Origin of the sequence: Dinoroseobacter shibae DFL 12 = DSM 16493 (assembly GCF_000018145.1) — a bacterium.
GTDB classification, from domain to species: Bacteria; Pseudomonadota; Alphaproteobacteria; order Rhodobacterales; family Rhodobacteraceae; genus Dinoroseobacter; species Dinoroseobacter shibae.
The window spans coordinates 1,118,032-1,132,260 of record NC_009952.1 but is presented as its reverse complement, the minus strand read 5'-3'; the positions used below and the strand labels follow the sequence as shown (position 1 = coordinate 1,132,260).

Below are 14,229 nucleotides of genomic sequence, written 5' to 3'. Positions count from 1 at the left end.
AAAGTCTTTCGGCCTGGACCTCAAATCTCCGTCGGCGGCCCTTCCGCGGGGGGACCTTCGAACAGATCGCTCTGCGGTGCGCCGCCAGGTGCCCGGGGCGGCTCCAGTCCCAGATGCGCCCAGGCCTTGCGCGCCAGCATCCGGCCCCGCGGCGTGCGCTGCAGGAACCCCTGCTGCAACAGGTAGGGCTCGATCACCTCCTCGACCGCGTCGCGCGCCTCCGACAGCGCCGCCGAGATCGTCTCGATCCCCACCGGGCCGCCGCCGTAATTGTCCGCCAGCAGGCTCAGGTAGCGCCGGTCCCCCCCATCGAGCCCCGCGCGGTCCACGCCCAGCCGCGTCAGCGCGCCATCAGCCACCGCACGGGTGATCGTGCCATCGCCTTCGACCAGGGCAAAATCCACCACCCGCCGCAACAGCCGCCCGGCAATGCGCGGCGTGCCCCGGGCGCGGCGGGCAATCTCGGCGATCCCCGACGGCTCGGCCGGCACATCGAGCATCCGCGCCCCCCGCGCCACGATCTGCTCCAACTCCTCGGCCGAATAGAACTGCAACCGCACCGGAATGCCGAACCGGTCCCTGAGGGGCGTGGTCAGCAGCCCCAGCCGCGTGGTCGCCCCCACCAAGGTGAAAGGCTGCAATTCGATCCGCACCGTCCGCGCCGCAGGTCCCTCGCCGATCACCAGATCGAGCTCGAAATCCTCCAGCGCGGGATAAAGCACCTCCTCCACCACCGGGTTCAGCCGGTGGATCTCGTCGATGAAGAGAACGTCGCGCGCCTCCAGGTTGGTCAACAACGCCGCCAGATCCCCCGCCTTGGCCAGGACCGGACCAGAGGTCATGCGGAAATTGACGCCGAGTTCGCGCGCCATGATCTGCGCCAGGGTGGTCTTGCCCAGACCCGGCGGGCCGTGAAACAGCACATGATCCATGGCCTCGCCCCGGCGGCGGGCGCTCTCGACGAAAACCCGCAGGTTAGCGCGCGCCTCCGCCTGCCCGATGAACGCGTCGAGGGATTGCGGCCGCAAGGCCCGGTCGGCCCCGTCGCGCTCGTCCGGCAAGGGCTCGGGGCGCAAGGTCGGATCGCTCTGCATCGCTTATCCTTTCGGCGCCAACAGGCGCAGGGCCGCGCGGATGATATCGGTCTCGCCCACGGCCCCCTCGCCCGCCGCAGTGGCTACGGCACTGGCCGCCTCGCCCTGCCCATAGCCCAGATTGACCAGCGCCGAGAGTGCCCCGGCCTGGTCGCTGGCGGCGGACGGCACCGCCGGGCGCGCCGCCGAGGGGGGCTCGATGCCCTCCGAGGCGGCCATGCCGTCCTCGATGACACCGTCCAACGCGGCCTCCAGCGTCCCGCCCATGGCCATCACCTCCGGCCCCTTGTCCTTCAACTCGTTGACCACCCGCTGCGCGATCTTCGGACCCACACCTTGGGCCTTGCGCAACGCGCCCCAATCACCCAGTGCAATCGCCCGCCCGACCCCGTCCACCCCCAGGGTCGACAGGATCGACATGGAGGCCTTGGCCCCCACCCCCTGCACAGATGTCAAAAGCCGGTGCCACTCTTTCTCAAGCAGCGTGGGAAACCCGTAAAGCTGCAACAGATCCTCGCGCACCAGAAGTTCGGTAAAGAGCGCCACGGGCCCGCCGGGCGCGGGCATCCCCGCCAGCGTGCGTTCGGAGCATTGCACAACATAGCCCACGCCGCGCACATCCAACACGATGTGATCCCGCCCGCGATAGACCAGAACCCCCGACAGCCGCCCGATCATGACACGCTCCGCAATCCATCGGGCGCGGCCACCGTCCGGTTGACGGCAACCACCTTGCCCCGGGACTGCAGGTGATGGGCATGGCAGATCGCGATCGCCAGGGCATCCGCCGCATCCGCCCCGGCCAGAACGACCCCGGGCAGTTGCAGCTTGACCATGTGCTGCACCTGCTCCTTGGCGGCATGGCCGACACCGACCACGGATTTCTTCACGTGGTTGGGGGCATATTCCGCCACTTCCAGCCCGGCCGCCGCAGGCACCAGCAGGGCGATGCCCCGGGCCTGCCCGAGCTTCAGGGTGCCCGTGGCGTCCTTGTTGACAAAGGTATGTTCCACCGCCGCCGCATCCGGCGCATGGCCCGCCACGACCTCGGTCAACTGGCGATAGAGGCTGAGAAGGCGCTGCGCGAGCTCACTGCCCTCCGAGCGGATCTGACCGTTGGCCACATGCCGCAACCTGCTCCCCTGGACCGAGATCACGCCCCAGCCGAGGTTTCGCAGGCCCGGATCGATGCCCAGAACACGCATGCCCATCTCTTTTTCTGCTCGTTTTGAAACAACTAGCACGAAACGCGAACATCTGCCAACACCCTTGCCGCCCGGGACAATCACCAGATTGCAGCCGCACACCGCCCCTCTGCGTCGGAAGCGGGCGAAAAACGACATTCGGAAGGTCGTTTTTCTGGTTTTCTTTCAGGGACCTGAACCCTCTTGCAAGGCATGACAAAACTGCATGGCGAACATGCAGTTTCCGACCGTTGCAAAGCCCTATCCTCCGCCTTAACTGCCGCCCAGAACGCAACCCACCCCGGCCACACGCCGCTTACAAGGTATCGCCAAATGGCAGTCTTCGACACTTCCCGCCCGCACGTCCTGTTCCCCCGCGCCGAGGGCTTCTTTTCGAGCCTGTTCGGCTCCGTGATTGCCTGGAACGATGCCCGGGTCATCCGGAACGAGCTCAACCGCCTGTCGGACCGGGAGCTTGACGATATCGGTCTCGCGCGCGGCGACATCGAGGAAGTCGCCCGCAAACGCTGAACCACCCGCTCCGAAAACAAAAAGGCGCGCCCGCACTGGCGCGCCTTTTGCGTTAGGCGCTTGCATCCCGCCCGGGCTAGAGCGGCAAGTGACGCGACAGTTTCAGGGACAGCGGATCCGGCGCCAGCGCAGCGGCCAGCAGGCTCTCCACCATGTTCGTCTGATCGAAATAGAGCAAATGCGTCCGGTAGGTGCCTTCCGACAGATAGGCGATGGCGAAGGCCTTCAGCACCACGCAAATCGCCAGAACCCCCAGAATGCGCCCCAGCGGGAGCCATGTTCGGCGGCTCCGCTCCTGGCGCGCGCAGCAGACGATGCCATGGCGCTGCTTCGCGTCCCGTGTAGACGACAGCCGCGCCACCCGATCCCCGAAAAGCGCCAGATTGTCCTGATCAGACATCGCAAAACTCTCCAAATTTGAACACAATTTGAAGATAACGCGCGGCCCTCGCGGCGACGACAGATTATGGCATTTTCAGGGTCAGAGTGGTCCATTCTCCGATCTCGTCCCGCGCAACCAGGGACAATCCTGCGTCTGCGTAGGCATTGATCACTTCACTGGCCTGTTCGTTCAGAAGCCCTGAAAGAATCACGTGCCCTTGCGGCGCGAGTGCGGCCGTGATCGCCGGAGCGAGATCGATCAGCGGCCCCTTGAGGATATTGGCGAAGATCACGCCGAAGGGCCCTGCCCCCGCGATCTCGGGGTGATCGAGCCCGGTCGCCTCCACGCAGATCACCTGGCCCGCCATGCCGTTGGCGGCCAGGTTGGCCTCGGCCACATCCACCGCCACCGGGTCGATGTCGCTGGCCACCACCGTGGTGTCGAAAACCCGTGCTGCCGCCATGGCCAGCACCGCCGTCCCGCACCCCACATCGAGCACCGGACCCTGCGCCTGTCCAGCGCTCAGGAGCGCATCGAAGGCACGCAGACAGCCCTGGGTCGTGCCGTGATGCCCGGTCCCGAACGCCATCGCCGCCTCGATCAGCAGGGGCACCGCATCCGGAAGCACCTTGTCGGCGTCATGACTACCATAAAGGAAAAACCGCCCCGCCGTGACGGGCGCCAGCTCGCGCTTGACCTTGGCCACCCAGTCGGTCTCCGGCAGTTCCGACACGCTGAAGGGTTTGGCATCGAAGGCCGCGGCCAGCAGCGCGAGCGCGGTCTCATCCGGCGCCTCGATGAAATATGCCCCGACCTCCCATAGCCCGGAGCCGTCCTCGATCTCGAACACACCAACCCCCGTGGGCACGGGCGTCAGGGTTTCCAGCGCCGCGCCGAGCTCTTCGGCGGGCGCCTTGCCCGGCAAGGTCGTGTAGGCGGTATAGGTCGGCATAAACGGGCTCCGTTCCGGCCACCTTGGAACGCGGCGGCGACACGCGCCGCTCGTATTTCACGGGCGCCCCCGCAGGGCAAGGGCGCCGCACGTGTCAGCCCGCCTGGGCAATCCCGGTGCCGATCGGGCAACTCACGCCGGTCCCGCCGATCCCGCAATAGCCGTTTGGGTTCTTCGCCAGGTATTGCTGGTGATAATCCTCGGCGAAGTAGAAGGACGGCGCGGGAACGATCTCGGTGGTGATCGCCCCGAAGCCCGCTTTGCGCAACTGGTCGGCATAGGCCGCGCGACTGTCCTGGGCCGCCTGGGCCTGGGCCTCAGTGGTGGTGTAGATGCCCGAGCGGTACTGGGTGCCCACATCATTGCCCTGGCGCATCCCTTGCGTGGGATCGTGACCTTCCCAGAACACCTGCAACAGGGTCTCGTAGGAGATGACCTTGGGGTCATAGACCACGCGCACCACCTCGTTGTGGCCGGTCTGGCCAGTGCAGACCTCCTGGTAGGTGGGGTTCTGAGTGAAGCCGCCCGCATAGCCCACCATGGTCAGCCATACGCCTTCGAGCTTCCAGAACATCCGCTCCACGCCCCAGAAACAGCCCATGCCGAACATCGCGACCTCCATGCCCTCGGGCACGCTGAGGGTCAGCGGGCGGCCCGAAAGGAAATGGGTGTCTGCGGTCGGAATGGCCGCCGCACGTCCCGGCAGGGCGTCTTCGGCGCGGACCATCTCGGCTTTCTTGCGGCTCATGAAAAACATCGCGGTGGCTCCTGTCTTGGGTTCCCTTGATATAGGCATGCAGGGGGCGCGTTGCTACTCCGCCGGGGTGGCGAGGCGGGACTGGAAGATCGTCTCGTGCCCCGGGCCCGGATGGCGCGGGATCAGCAACGACAGGAACAAAGAGGTCGCAGCCATGGCAGCGGCCAGCCAGAAAACGCCCGCCGGCGACACGACCCACATGTAGCCCAGCGAGGCCGGCAGGAACACCGCCGCGATATGGTTGATCGTGAAGGCCACCGCGGCCGTGGGCGCGATGTCCGCGGGGTCCGCGATCTTCTGGAAATAGGTCTTCAGCGCGAAAGCCAGTGCGAAGAACAGGTGATCCAGCACATAGAGCGCCGCGGCCACCATCACCCCCCAGCCCAGCCAATAGATGCCGCCATAGGCCAGGAAGACACAGATCAGGCCGGTATATTCAAAGGCGAGCGCGTTGCGCTCCCCGAACCGCGCGACGGCTTTGCCCATGAGCGGCGCACAGAGCATGTTGGCAAGGAAGTTGATCAGGAACAGGGCCGTGACCTGATGCACCTCGAAGCCGAAATGCTCGACCATCATGAAGGCGGCGAAGACCACGAAAATCTGCCGCCGCGCCCCGGACATGAATTGCAGCGCGTAGTAAAGCCAGTAACGCCGCCGCAGCACCATGCGCTTGTTCTGCGGATTGGGGCTCTCGAATTGCGGATAGGCGAACATGCAAAACAGCGCGATCGCCGCCGTGATCCCGCCCGATGTCAGGTAGACGAAGCTGTAGCTCAGATCGAAGGCCTTCCAGCTGACGACCAGCGTGCCATAGCTCAGGAGCGACGCCGCCGAGCCCGCCGCCACGATCCAGCCCAGGGTCTGCGGGGCGCGGTCCTTGGCGATCCATTGCAGTTGCAGGGACTGATTGACCGTCTCATAATAGTGAAACCCGATGGAACTGAGCAGCGTCAGCGCCAGAATGCCGTAATAGGTCGGGAAAAACCCGGTCATGGCACTGGCCAGCCCCAAAAGGCAGAGCGAGGCGAGGCCCAGAACCTGTTCGCGGATGATCATGATCAGGGCGATGACACCCACGGCGAGGAAGCCCGGGATCTCCCGCACCGTATGCAGCCAGCCGATCTCCACACCGGTGAAGGCCGCCCGCTCGATCACGAAATTGTTGAGAAGCGCGCTCCAGGTGGCAAACGCGATGGGCATCGCAAAGGCCATCAGGAACAGCAGCGTCACCGGTTGCCGCCAACGGGGCAGTTCGGCGGCTTCGGCAAGGGGCACGAGTCGCATGCTTGCGATTTACGCCCGAAGACCGGGCATGGCGAGAAAAAACTGATCTGGGTCAAAGCCCGCGGGGCCCGTCCGTGACACACATATTCCAAATTTCGAATGGGAGAGGGCCATGGACATCCTGCCTCTGGTGGACGGAATCGGCGAGGCACCGACCGCCGCGCTCTTTGGCCTGATCACAGGGATGGTGCTGGGATTTGCCGCCCAGCGGTCGTCCTTCTGCCTGCGCGCGGCCTGCGTGGAGTTTGCCCGCGGGCAGTTCGGGCGGCGCATGGCGGTGTGGCTGTTGTGCTTTTCGACCGCGCTCGTCTGGGTGCAGGGGGCGACCCTTCTGGGCCTGATGCGGGTGGAGGATGCGCGCATGATGGCGGTGACCGGCTCCTGGTCCGGCGCGATCCTCGGAGGTCTGATGTTCGGGGTGGGCATGGTGCTCGCGCGGGGATGTTCCGGGCGGCTTCTGGTGCTCGCGGCGACGGGCAACCTGCGCTCGGTGGTCTCGGGCCTGATTTTCGCCGTGGTCGCGATCATGGCCCTGCAAGGCGTGCTGGCGCCCCTGCGCGACTGGCTCGCCGCGCTCTGGATGACCGAGGGTGGGCGCAACGTGAACCTGTTGAACGCGCTGGGGCTGCCGCGCGGAAGTGGGCTCGTGCTCGGACTCGTCCTCGCCGTTCTGGCGCTGGAGATCGCGCGCCGCAACCGGATCGGCACGCGGGTGCTGGTGATGGCTTCTGGCGTGGGGTTTGCGGTGGCGCTTGGCTGGGTTCTGACCTTTGCCCTCAGCGCGGTCGCCTTCGACCCCGTACAGATCGAAAGCGTCACCTTTACGGGGCCTTCCGCGAACACCTTGATGTTCTTTCTCATCCCGAACCCGGTCCTGGAATTTGATATCGGCCTGGTGCCCGGCGTGTTTCTCGGCGCCTTTCTCGGTGCCTGGATCGGCGGCGATCTGAAACTACAGGGGTTCGAAGGCGCAGGCTCCATGACCCGCTCGATAACGGGTGCGGCGCTGATGGGCTTCGGCGGGATGCTGGCCGGGGGCTGCGCGATTGGCGCCGGCGTCACGGGCGGGTCGATCTTCGTGGGGACCGCCTGGCTGGCGCTGACCTGCATGTGGATCGGAGCGGTACTGACCGACCTGCTGGTCGATCAGCGTGGCATCCGCGGCGTGCCCGCGGAGTAACCCTCGCCCGAGAACGTGGGCGCAAGTCACTCTGAGCACCGCCTTTTGCACCGAGCCTGCGATCCGGGCGCGGCCGCGCCGGTTGTCTACGCCCCGTGACGCCCCAAGTGACAGGGGGCATGGGGACGACAGAAGGGCCAGCGACATGTTTCGGAAACTGCAACAGGGCCTTGTCATGGCCTTGGTCCTGGCCTGGTCGGGACTGGCCGCGCCCGCGTCGGCGTCCCCGCGCATCCAGGTGATCGGCGACTCGGTGATGACCTGGAATGGCGCTCTGGCGATCCCGGCCCATGTGGCGCAAATCCTGGGCGAGCCGGTCGACAACAACGCCCGCGCGGGCGCACGCCTGCGGCGCAGCACCCTCTTTGTCCGCGCGGTGGAGGACCAGTACCAAAACGGTGACTGGGACTGGGTCATCATGAACGGTGGCGCGAACGACCTGAACCGGGATTGCGGCTGTAACCGCTGCGAGGCGGAGGTGGACGCCATGGTCTCCGCCGACGGTACACGCGGGACCTGGCCGGACCTGGTGCGCGGCGTGCTGGCCGAGGGCGCGCGCCGGGTGCTGATCGTGGGCTATTACGGCCCCACCGGGCTTGGCGGGCGCACGGATCGCTGTGCCGACGAGCTGCGGGTCGTGGATGCGCGCCTGGCACGGTTTGCCGCAGGGCGAGAGGATGTGTTCTTCGTCGATGCCGACCCCGTGATGGGCCCGCAAACCCCGGAGTTTTTCGCCCGCGACAACATCCACCCCAACGCCCGCGGCGCGGCGGCGATCGGCGCGCTGATCGCGGCGGAAATCTCCCGCCTCGACCCCGAACGCTAGGCAGCAAAAAACGCGGGGCCCGCCAAGGCCCCGCGTGTGCAACATGTGCTCCAGGCTCAGAAGAAGCCGAGCTTGTTGGGATTGTAGCTGACCAGCATGTTCTTGGTCTGCTGGTAATGGTCGAGCATCATCTTGTGGTTCTCACGCCCGATGCCGGACTGCTTGTACCCGCCAAAGGCCGCGTGAGCCGGATAGGCGTGGTAGTTGTTGACCCAGACGCGCCCCGCCTGGACACCGCGCCCGAAGCGGTAGCAGGTGTTCTGATCCCGCGACCACACCCCGGCGCCGAGGCCGTACATGGTGTCATTGGCCAGCTCCAACGCTTCCTCTTCGGTCTTGAAGGTCGTCACGGACACGACCGGACCGAAGATCTCTTCCTGGAAGACACGCATCTTGTTGTGGCCCTTCAGGATGGTCGGCTCGATGTAGAAGCCATCCTTCAGATCGTCGGACACATCCGCGACCTTGCCGCCGGTGAGCACTTCGGCCCCCTCTTCGACACCGATCTGGAAGTAGGACAGGATCTTGTCCTTCTGCTCTTTCGACGCCTGGGCCCCGACCATGGTTTCCATCTTGCGCGGGTCGCCCTGCACGATGGCCTTCACCCGAGCGATGGCGCGCGCGATGAACTCTTCATAGATGTCCTCGTGGATCAGCGCCCGGCTCGGGCAGGTGCAGACCTCGCCCTGGTTGAACGCGAACAGAACGAAGCCTTCGACCGCCTTGTCGAGGAAGGCGTCATCCTCGGCCATCACGTCCTTGAAGAAGATGTTCGGCGACTTGCCACCCAGCTCCAGCGTGACTGGGATCAGGTTGACCGTGGCGGCCTCCATGATCTTGCGGCCCGTGGCGGTGGACCCGGTAAAGGCGATCTTGGCAATCCGGTCGGAGGTCGCCAGCGCCGCGCCCACTTCACCGCCATAGCCATTGACGATGTTCAGAACACCCGCCGGCAGCAGGTCGGAAATCAGTTCTACCAGAACCATGATCGCGGCGGGGGTCTGCTCGGCCGGCTTCAGCACGATGCAGTTGCCGGCGGCAATCGCGGGCGCCAGTTTCCAGGCCGCCATCAGGATCGAGAAGTTCCAGGGGATGATCTGGCCCACGACGCCGAGCGGCTCGTGGAAGTGATAAGCCACTGTATCGTTGTCGATCTCGGACATGGAGCCTTCCTGGCCCCGCAGCACACCCGCGAAATAGCGGAAGTGATCCACGGCGAGGGGGATGTCAGCCAGGGTCGTCTCACGGATCGGCTTGCCGTTGTCCCAGGTTTCCGCCTTGGCGATGATGTCGAGGTTTTCCTCGATCCGGTCGGCGATCTTCAGAACGATATTGGCGCGCTCGGTGACCGAGGTCTTGCCCCAGGCATCCTTGGCCGCGTGGGCCGCGTCCAGCGCCAGTTCCACATCCGCCGCCGAAGAGCGCGCGATCTGACCCACGACTTCGCCGGTGATCGGTGTGACATTGTCGAAATAGCGTCCCTCGACCGGGGGCACGAACTTACCGCCGATGAAGTTGTCGTAGCGGTCCTTGAACGGCGAGACGAGGGTGTCGTCGACCTGTGTCATCTCATTCATGTTGAATTCCTCCTGGGCTTGTGGGCCAGTGCGACCCGAATAACGCCTACAGTGTAGAGCGTTGTGAAATCGGCTGTCTTGGGGGCGCACACCGGTGATGCACCGCACCTGTCTCAGTTCTGAGACAGGTTGCGACAGGTTTCGTCGAGACCGACCCGCTTCATGCGCCGATAGAGGGTCGCGCGCCCGACCCCGAGGTCGCGGGCCGCCGCGCTGACATTGCCGCCGGCCCGCAGCAGGGCGCGTTTGACGGCGGCATATTCGGCCCGGTCGAAGCCGCGATGGGGCTCGGGACGGCCCAACACATCGGCGGCGGGCATGGGCGCGAACGGGGTGTCCCGCGCCACGCCCATGGACCGGCGCGCGGCATGTGTCGCGCCAGTGATCACATCGTCCTGGTCGATCGCCAGCAGCCCCACCGGGCCCGTGCCGTCGGTCTCGGCCACCACGATCCGCGCCCGCGGATGAGCCTGCCGGAACAGCGCCGCCTCGATATTGCGCGCAGCCTGGGCCACGGTCTCGGCCATCAGCGCATTCAGCCCCGGCGTGTGGTCCTCCCGGGCCGAGGACACGTCCACCGCGCCCACCAACTCGCCCCTGGCCCCGAAAACCGGCGCTCCGATGCAGGTCATGGCGATGTTGCGGGCCGAGAAATGATCGGTTCGGTCGATGGTCACGGCGCGGCCCTCGCTCAGGCAGGTGCCGATCCCGTTGGTACCCTCGGAGGCCTCGCTCCAATCGGCGCCGGGGCTCAGGTTGCAACTCTCGAACCCGTCCGCATCGCCGGTGCCGGACCGCCCGTCGAGGATGCACCCCTCCCGGTCCGCCAGGAACACCGCGCAGCCCGACATCCGCAACACCTTGAACAGGTGATCCAGCGCCGAGCCCGCCGCATGGATCAGCGCGTCGTTCTCATCCTTGCGCAGGTTGAAATCCCGGCCCGACAGCCGCTCAGGACGCCCGCGATAGCCCGGATGCAGCTGGTAGGTCTTGAAGGACCGACACCAGGATGCGGCCAGCCGCGACTGCGCCGCCGCAGAGGGCATCGCCACCGTGGCCACCACGTTCTCGACATGCTGCGCAAAACCATGTGTCATCTGCATCCCCCAGTTCCTCCGACCCGGTTACCTGCGACCTGGATGCGGCCGCTCCGGCCCCGAACCCGCATGTCCAAGATCGCGGGTCAGGTGCTGTCCGCGGTTTCCAGATCCGCATGCACCGCCGGTGCAGGAGCGATAGAGGGAATCCCGAGTTTGGCCAATTGCGCTTTGGTCGCGAATTGATCCGCCGGTCCGGCGGAGACCGGCACCCGCCCGAGCGGGCGCACATCGGGTCCGAACCGGGTCGCGTGCCCGCCCAGGAGGGCGGCGAGTTCAGGCTTCAGCCCGTCACCAAAGCGGGCCGCGGTCGTGTGCATCGCGAGGAGCCAGTGGAAGTCATGTGCCATCTGCGTTTCCGTGTTTGAGCAAGAGCGCCGGGTGGGCTGCGCAGGAAACGTGGCTCGACAAGGCCCAGAACAGCACATCGCGTTACGGCTTGCAATTATTTCTTGATAAAAACTGTCGGATATAGTGTCGCAGAACTTGAGCTTCTCGACCCAATGTCTTGTTTTTAAGAAAATCTCGAACCCTACCCATTCCGCGCCAGAGCGCGTGGCGACCAAGACGGCGGCGGGAGGCAACGGGACAATTTCCCTGTCCCCCACAAGCACGACAAGACTGCATCCCAAATACCGGCCCGGACAGCAACGAACCGCATCCGGGCAGCCGCGCTAGTCGGGCGTGCGCCTGGACGAGGCGTAGCGCTCTGACGCCGCATAATAGGCATCGAACCCGATCCGGGTGCGCAACTCGGCGAAGTCCATCAGGTCCGGCCGGCGGTCGTCGCGCATGCCGCGCAGCGTGCGGACCATCGCCTGCATCGCCGCCGCCATCAGCGACAGGGGATAGGCCGCAATCGCGTAGCCGATATCGTGCATGGCCGCATTGGGCAGGTCCGGCGTGGCGCCGCCTTCGACGATATTGGCCATTTTCGGCCCCGGCAGTTCGGCGCAAACCGTGCGCATTTCCGCCTCGGTCCTGGGCGCCTCCACGAAGAGGATATCCGCCCCCAGCTCGGCAAAACGCGCCGCACGGTCGATGGCCTCGGCCAGCCCGTGCTCATGCCGCGCATCGGTGCGCGCCAGGATCAGGATATCGCCGCCCGCGGCCCGGATCTCTTCCCGCGCGTCCACGGCGGCCCGGATCCGGTCGAACGCCTCGTCGCGCCCCACCACCGCCTTGCCCGGCGTATGGCCGCAGCGTTTCGGCGCAAGCTGATCCTCGATCATCACCGAGGCACAGCCCGCCTTCGCGAACCCCGTCACGGTCCGGCGCACATTCATCGCATTGCCATAGCCGGTGTCACCATCCCCGATCAGGGGAATGTCCACCGCCTCGGTGATGTTGCGGGCCTGGTCCACCACCTCGCCATAGCTCATCAACCCGAGATCCGGCGCGCCGATCCGGCTGGCCGAGGCCGCGAACCCCGACATGAAGGTCAGATCATAGCCCTCCTGCGCAATCAGTTTGGCCGACAGCGCGTCGAAACAGCACGGCATGACATGGCAACGGTCCTGCGCCAGCAGGCTCCGCAGGGTTCGGGCAGCACTCATCGCATCACCATTGGAAAGGAATATACAGCGCCAGTTGCGGGAAGGCATAGAGCACCCCCACCGTCACCAGCATCAGAATGAGGAAGGGCCAGACCCCGCGCGCCACATTGGACAGGGTCGTGCGCGCCACCGATTGTATCACATAGAGGTTCAAGCCCACAGGCGGCGTGATCAGGGCACATTCCACCATGATCACCATGTAGATGCCGAACCAGATCGGATCGAAGCCCAGCCCCATCGCCGCCGGCAACAGCACCGGCGTCATGATCAGGATCATCGACAACGCCTCGAAGACCAGCCCCATCAGCAAGAGCACCAGCGACACCACCACGATGAACATGATCGGCCCGTCGATCACCTGGGTCAGGAAAGCCGAGATATCCTGCGGGATACGGTAGAGCGCGATCGCCTTGCCGAACACCTTTGCCCCCGCGACGATCAGCAGGATCGCGGCGGTGGTGATCGCACTTTCGCGCACCGCCTCCCAGAAGGTCACCCAGGTCAGGGTCCGCAGCCACAGAGTGACGATGGCCAGCGCCGCGGCCGAGCCGATGGCCGCAGCCTCCGTCGGCGTGAAGGCCCCGGAGTAAAGCCCGACAATGACCAGTGCGGCCAGCGCCACCGAGGGCAGCGCCCGTTTCGAGGCGCTCATCCGTTCCGCCATGGTGGCCTTGGGCACGGGCGTATAGGTCCCCGACAGCCGCGCATGCAGCATGGCAAACAGCACGAAGAGCGTGACCAGCAACAGCCCCGGCCCGATCCCGGCCAGGAACAAGGCGATCACCGATTGCTCGGTCACGAAGCCGTAAACGATCATCGGGATCGAGGGCGGGATCAGAATGCCCAGCGTCCCCCCGGCAGCCAGCAGGCCATAGACGAATTTCTTCTCGTAACCGCGGTTGATCATCTCGGGGATCGCCACGGTGCCGATGGTCGCCGCCGTCGCCACCGACGAGCCCGAGATCGCCGCAAACAGCGCACAGCTCAGGATCGTCGCCACCGCCAGCCCGCCGGGCCAATGCCCGACCCAGGCCTGGACGGCCGCAAACAGATCGCGCCCCACCCCGCCCTTCAGCAGCAGGTTGGACATCAGAAGGAACAGGGGCACCGCCAACAGGATGAACCCGTCCAGCGTGGACAGGATGGATTGCGGCGCCATCAGGGGCGAGAACCCCCCGAGGATCAGCATCGCCAACCCCATGCCCCCCAGCGCGAAGGCCACCGGCACGCCCAGCAGCAACAGCACAAAGAGCGCGACAAGGATCAGGATGATGGTCATTCGTGGGTCGCCCCCAAGCTCGCGGTATCGGATCCCTTGAGCCGGAACAGCTCCACCGCCCCCTGCGCGCCCAGGAGCGCGAAGCCCACGGGCACGGAGGCCTCGGAGATCCAGATCGGCAGGTTCAGGATCGAGCCCGTGGTGCGCCCCCGCTCAAAGCTCGTCCAGAAGATGTCGAAGCCGTAAATCGTCACGATGGCCGAGAAGACGATCACCACCACCAGCGCGATCCCGGCGCAGACCTTTTGCGCGCCCGGCGGCAGAAGCCCCGTGACCGCGTTGACGGTGATGTGCCGGCGCAGGGTCAGCAGGTGCGCCATGGCCAGCAGGCAGCCCCAGATCAGGCACAGCTGGCTCAACTCCGCCGCCCAGATCGTGGGCCGGATGAAGAAATACCGCGCCACCACCTCGTAGGTGAGCATCACGCCGGTCAACGCCATCAGCACCGCACCGCAGATGCAGGCGTACCGGGACAGGGAAGTTATCAAGGACATGAAAGGCCTTTCCGGACGGCCGCGCAGGACCGCCCG

At 65.8% G+C, this 14,229-nt stretch carries 16 protein-coding genes; 3 read left to right on the top strand and 13 right to left on the bottom strand.

Features of this window, described 5'->3' with window-relative positions:
- Window positions 1-20: 20 nt before the first annotated feature.
- From ruvB to ruvC, 3 genes are read right to left on the bottom strand one after another with little or no spacing between them, the layout of a single operon-like run.
- Entirely contained in the window at window positions 21-1,094 is a 1,074-nt protein-coding gene (gene ruvB / locus DSHI_RS05650; protein ID WP_012177778.1) for a Holliday junction branch migration DNA helicase RuvB, read from the bottom strand.
- A 3-nt stretch (window positions 1,095-1,097) separates the two neighbouring features.
- Window positions 1,098-1,772: a Holliday junction branch migration protein RuvA gene (gene ruvA / locus DSHI_RS05645; protein ID WP_012177777.1), complete on the bottom strand. Its 675-nt coding sequence runs from the start codon at window positions 1,770-1,772 to the stop codon at window positions 1,098-1,100.
- Window positions 1,769-2,299: a crossover junction endodeoxyribonuclease RuvC gene (gene ruvC / locus DSHI_RS05640; protein WP_012177776.1), complete on the bottom strand. Its 531-nt coding sequence runs from the start codon at window positions 2,297-2,299 to the stop codon at window positions 1,769-1,771. Before ruvC ends, ruvA begins: the two co-directional genes overlap by 4 nt.
- Window positions 2,300-2,611: 312 nt before the next feature.
- Here ruvC and DSHI_RS05635 point away from each other — a divergent pair, with 312 nt between their 5' ends.
- Window positions 2,612-2,809 carry a DUF1127 domain-containing protein gene (locus DSHI_RS05635; protein ID WP_012177775.1) on the top strand — a complete coding sequence of 66 codons (198 nt, stop codon included), beginning with the start codon at window positions 2,612-2,614 and terminating at the stop codon, window positions 2,807-2,809.
- A gap of 76 nt (window positions 2,810-2,885) precedes the next feature.
- On the opposite strand, the gene DSHI_RS05630 is transcribed toward DSHI_RS05635, so the two are convergent.
- From DSHI_RS05630 to DSHI_RS05615, 4 genes are all read right to left on the bottom strand, one after another.
- Entirely contained in the window at window positions 2,886-3,209 is a 324-nt protein-coding gene (locus DSHI_RS05630; protein ID WP_012177774.1) for a hypothetical protein, read from the bottom strand.
- A 64-nt stretch (window positions 3,210-3,273) separates the two neighbouring features.
- Complete coding sequence (locus tag DSHI_RS05625) at window positions 3,274-4,143, bottom strand: 50S ribosomal protein L11 methyltransferase (protein WP_012177773.1); 870 nt, start codon at window positions 4,141-4,143, stop codon at window positions 3,274-3,276.
- A gap of 94 nt (window positions 4,144-4,237) precedes the next feature.
- On the bottom strand, window positions 4,238-4,900 hold the full coding sequence (gene msrA / locus DSHI_RS05620) for a peptide-methionine (S)-S-oxide reductase MsrA (protein ID WP_012177772.1): 663 nt from the start codon (window positions 4,898-4,900) through the stop codon (window positions 4,238-4,240).
- A gap of 54 nt (window positions 4,901-4,954) precedes the next feature.
- On the bottom strand, window positions 4,955-6,184 hold the full coding sequence (locus DSHI_RS05615; RefSeq protein ID WP_012177771.1) for an MFS transporter: 1,230 nt from the start codon (window positions 6,182-6,184) through the stop codon (window positions 4,955-4,957).
- Between the two features lie 112 nt (window positions 6,185-6,296).
- On the opposite strand from DSHI_RS05615, the gene DSHI_RS05610 reads away from it, so the two are divergent.
- Together DSHI_RS05610 and DSHI_RS05605 are read left to right on the top strand one after the other, a co-directional pair.
- A complete protein-coding gene (locus DSHI_RS05610; protein WP_012177770.1) occupies window positions 6,297-7,364 on the top strand; it encodes a YeeE/YedE family protein in 1,068 nt (355 codons plus the stop codon).
- A 145-nt stretch (window positions 7,365-7,509) separates the two neighbouring features.
- Window positions 7,510-8,190, top strand: a complete 681-nt coding sequence (locus tag DSHI_RS05605) for an SGNH/GDSL hydrolase family protein (protein ID WP_012177769.1) — start codon at window positions 7,510-7,512, stop codon at window positions 8,188-8,190.
- Between the two features lie 56 nt (window positions 8,191-8,246).
- Here the strand turns inward: DSHI_RS05605 and adh are convergent, their stop codons facing one another.
- The 6 genes from adh to DSHI_RS05575 form a co-directional block, all read right to left on the bottom strand.
- The gene (gene adh / locus DSHI_RS05600; RefSeq protein WP_012177768.1) at window positions 8,247-9,767 is read right to left on the bottom strand and encodes an aldehyde dehydrogenase; all 1,521 of its coding nucleotides are present in this window, start codon (window positions 9,765-9,767) and stop codon (window positions 8,247-8,249) included.
- 113 nt (window positions 9,768-9,880) lie between these two features.
- A complete protein-coding gene (locus tag DSHI_RS05595) occupies window positions 9,881-10,864 on the bottom strand; it encodes a GAF domain-containing protein (RefSeq protein WP_044028441.1) in 984 nt (327 codons plus the stop codon).
- An 86-nt stretch (window positions 10,865-10,950) separates the two neighbouring features.
- The gene (locus DSHI_RS05590) at window positions 10,951-11,214 is read right to left on the bottom strand and encodes a hypothetical protein (protein WP_044027649.1); all 264 of its coding nucleotides are present in this window, start codon (window positions 11,212-11,214) and stop codon (window positions 10,951-10,953) included.
- 324 nt (window positions 11,215-11,538) lie between these two features.
- Window positions 11,539-12,420 (bottom strand): isocitrate lyase/PEP mutase family protein, encoded by an 882-nt coding sequence (locus DSHI_RS05585; RefSeq protein WP_012177765.1) that lies wholly within the window; start codon window positions 12,418-12,420, stop codon window positions 11,539-11,541.
- A 4-nt stretch (window positions 12,421-12,424) separates the two neighbouring features.
- Entirely contained in the window at window positions 12,425-13,699 is a 1,275-nt protein-coding gene (locus DSHI_RS05580) for a TRAP transporter large permease (RefSeq protein ID WP_012177764.1), read from the bottom strand.
- Window positions 13,696-14,193, bottom strand: coding sequence for a TRAP transporter small permease (locus tag DSHI_RS05575; RefSeq protein WP_012177763.1), 498 nt, complete (start codon window positions 14,191-14,193; stop codon window positions 13,696-13,698). The genes DSHI_RS05580 and DSHI_RS05575 overlap by 4 nt, the downstream gene beginning before the upstream one ends.
- Between the last annotated feature and the right edge of the window lie 36 nt (window positions 14,194-14,229).

What these genes read in the sequence shown, in the direction of transcription:
- ruvB (WP_012177778.1), bottom strand. Translation starts at nt 1,094, where the DNA reads ATGCAGAGCGATCCGACCTTGCGCCCCGAGCCCTTGCCGGACGAGCGC.
- ruvA (WP_012177777.1), bottom strand. Translation starts at nt 1,772, where the DNA reads ATGATCGGGCGGCTGTCGGGGGTTCTGGTCTATCGCGGGCGGGATCAC.
- ruvC (WP_012177776.1), bottom strand. Translation starts at nt 2,299, where the DNA reads ATGCGTGTTCTGGGCATCGATCCGGGCCTGCGAAACCTCGGCTGGGGC.
- DSHI_RS05635 (WP_012177775.1), top strand. Translation starts at nt 2,612, where the DNA reads ATGGCAGTCTTCGACACTTCCCGCCCGCACGTCCTGTTCCCCCGCGCC.
- DSHI_RS05630 (WP_012177774.1), bottom strand. Translation starts at nt 3,209, where the DNA reads ATGTCTGATCAGGACAATCTGGCGCTTTTCGGGGATCGGGTGGCGCGG.
- DSHI_RS05625 (WP_012177773.1), bottom strand. Translation starts at nt 4,143, where the DNA reads ATGCCGACCTATACCGCCTACACGACCTTGCCGGGCAAGGCGCCCGCC.
- msrA (WP_012177772.1), bottom strand. Translation starts at nt 4,900, where the DNA reads ATGTTTTTCATGAGCCGCAAGAAAGCCGAGATGGTCCGCGCCGAAGAC.
- DSHI_RS05615 (WP_012177771.1), bottom strand. Translation starts at nt 6,184, where the DNA reads ATGCGACTCGTGCCCCTTGCCGAAGCCGCCGAACTGCCCCGTTGGCGG.
- DSHI_RS05610 (WP_012177770.1), top strand. Translation starts at nt 6,297, where the DNA reads ATGGACATCCTGCCTCTGGTGGACGGAATCGGCGAGGCACCGACCGCC.
- DSHI_RS05605 (WP_012177769.1), top strand. Translation starts at nt 7,510, where the DNA reads ATGTTTCGGAAACTGCAACAGGGCCTTGTCATGGCCTTGGTCCTGGCC.
- adh (WP_012177768.1), bottom strand. Translation starts at nt 9,767, where the DNA reads ATGAATGAGATGACACAGGTCGACGACACCCTCGTCTCGCCGTTCAAG.
- DSHI_RS05595 (WP_044028441.1), bottom strand. Translation starts at nt 10,864, where the DNA reads ATGACACATGGTTTTGCGCAGCATGTCGAGAACGTGGTGGCCACGGTG.
- DSHI_RS05590 (WP_044027649.1), bottom strand. Translation starts at nt 11,214, where the DNA reads ATGGCACATGACTTCCACTGGCTCCTCGCGATGCACACGACCGCGGCC.
- DSHI_RS05585 (WP_012177765.1), bottom strand. Translation starts at nt 12,420, where the DNA reads ATGAGTGCTGCCCGAACCCTGCGGAGCCTGCTGGCGCAGGACCGTTGC.
- DSHI_RS05580 (WP_012177764.1), bottom strand. Translation starts at nt 13,699, where the DNA reads ATGACCATCATCCTGATCCTTGTCGCGCTCTTTGTGCTGTTGCTGCTG.
- DSHI_RS05575 (WP_012177763.1), bottom strand. Translation starts at nt 14,193, where the DNA reads ATGTCCTTGATAACTTCCCTGTCCCGGTACGCCTGCATCTGCGGTGCG.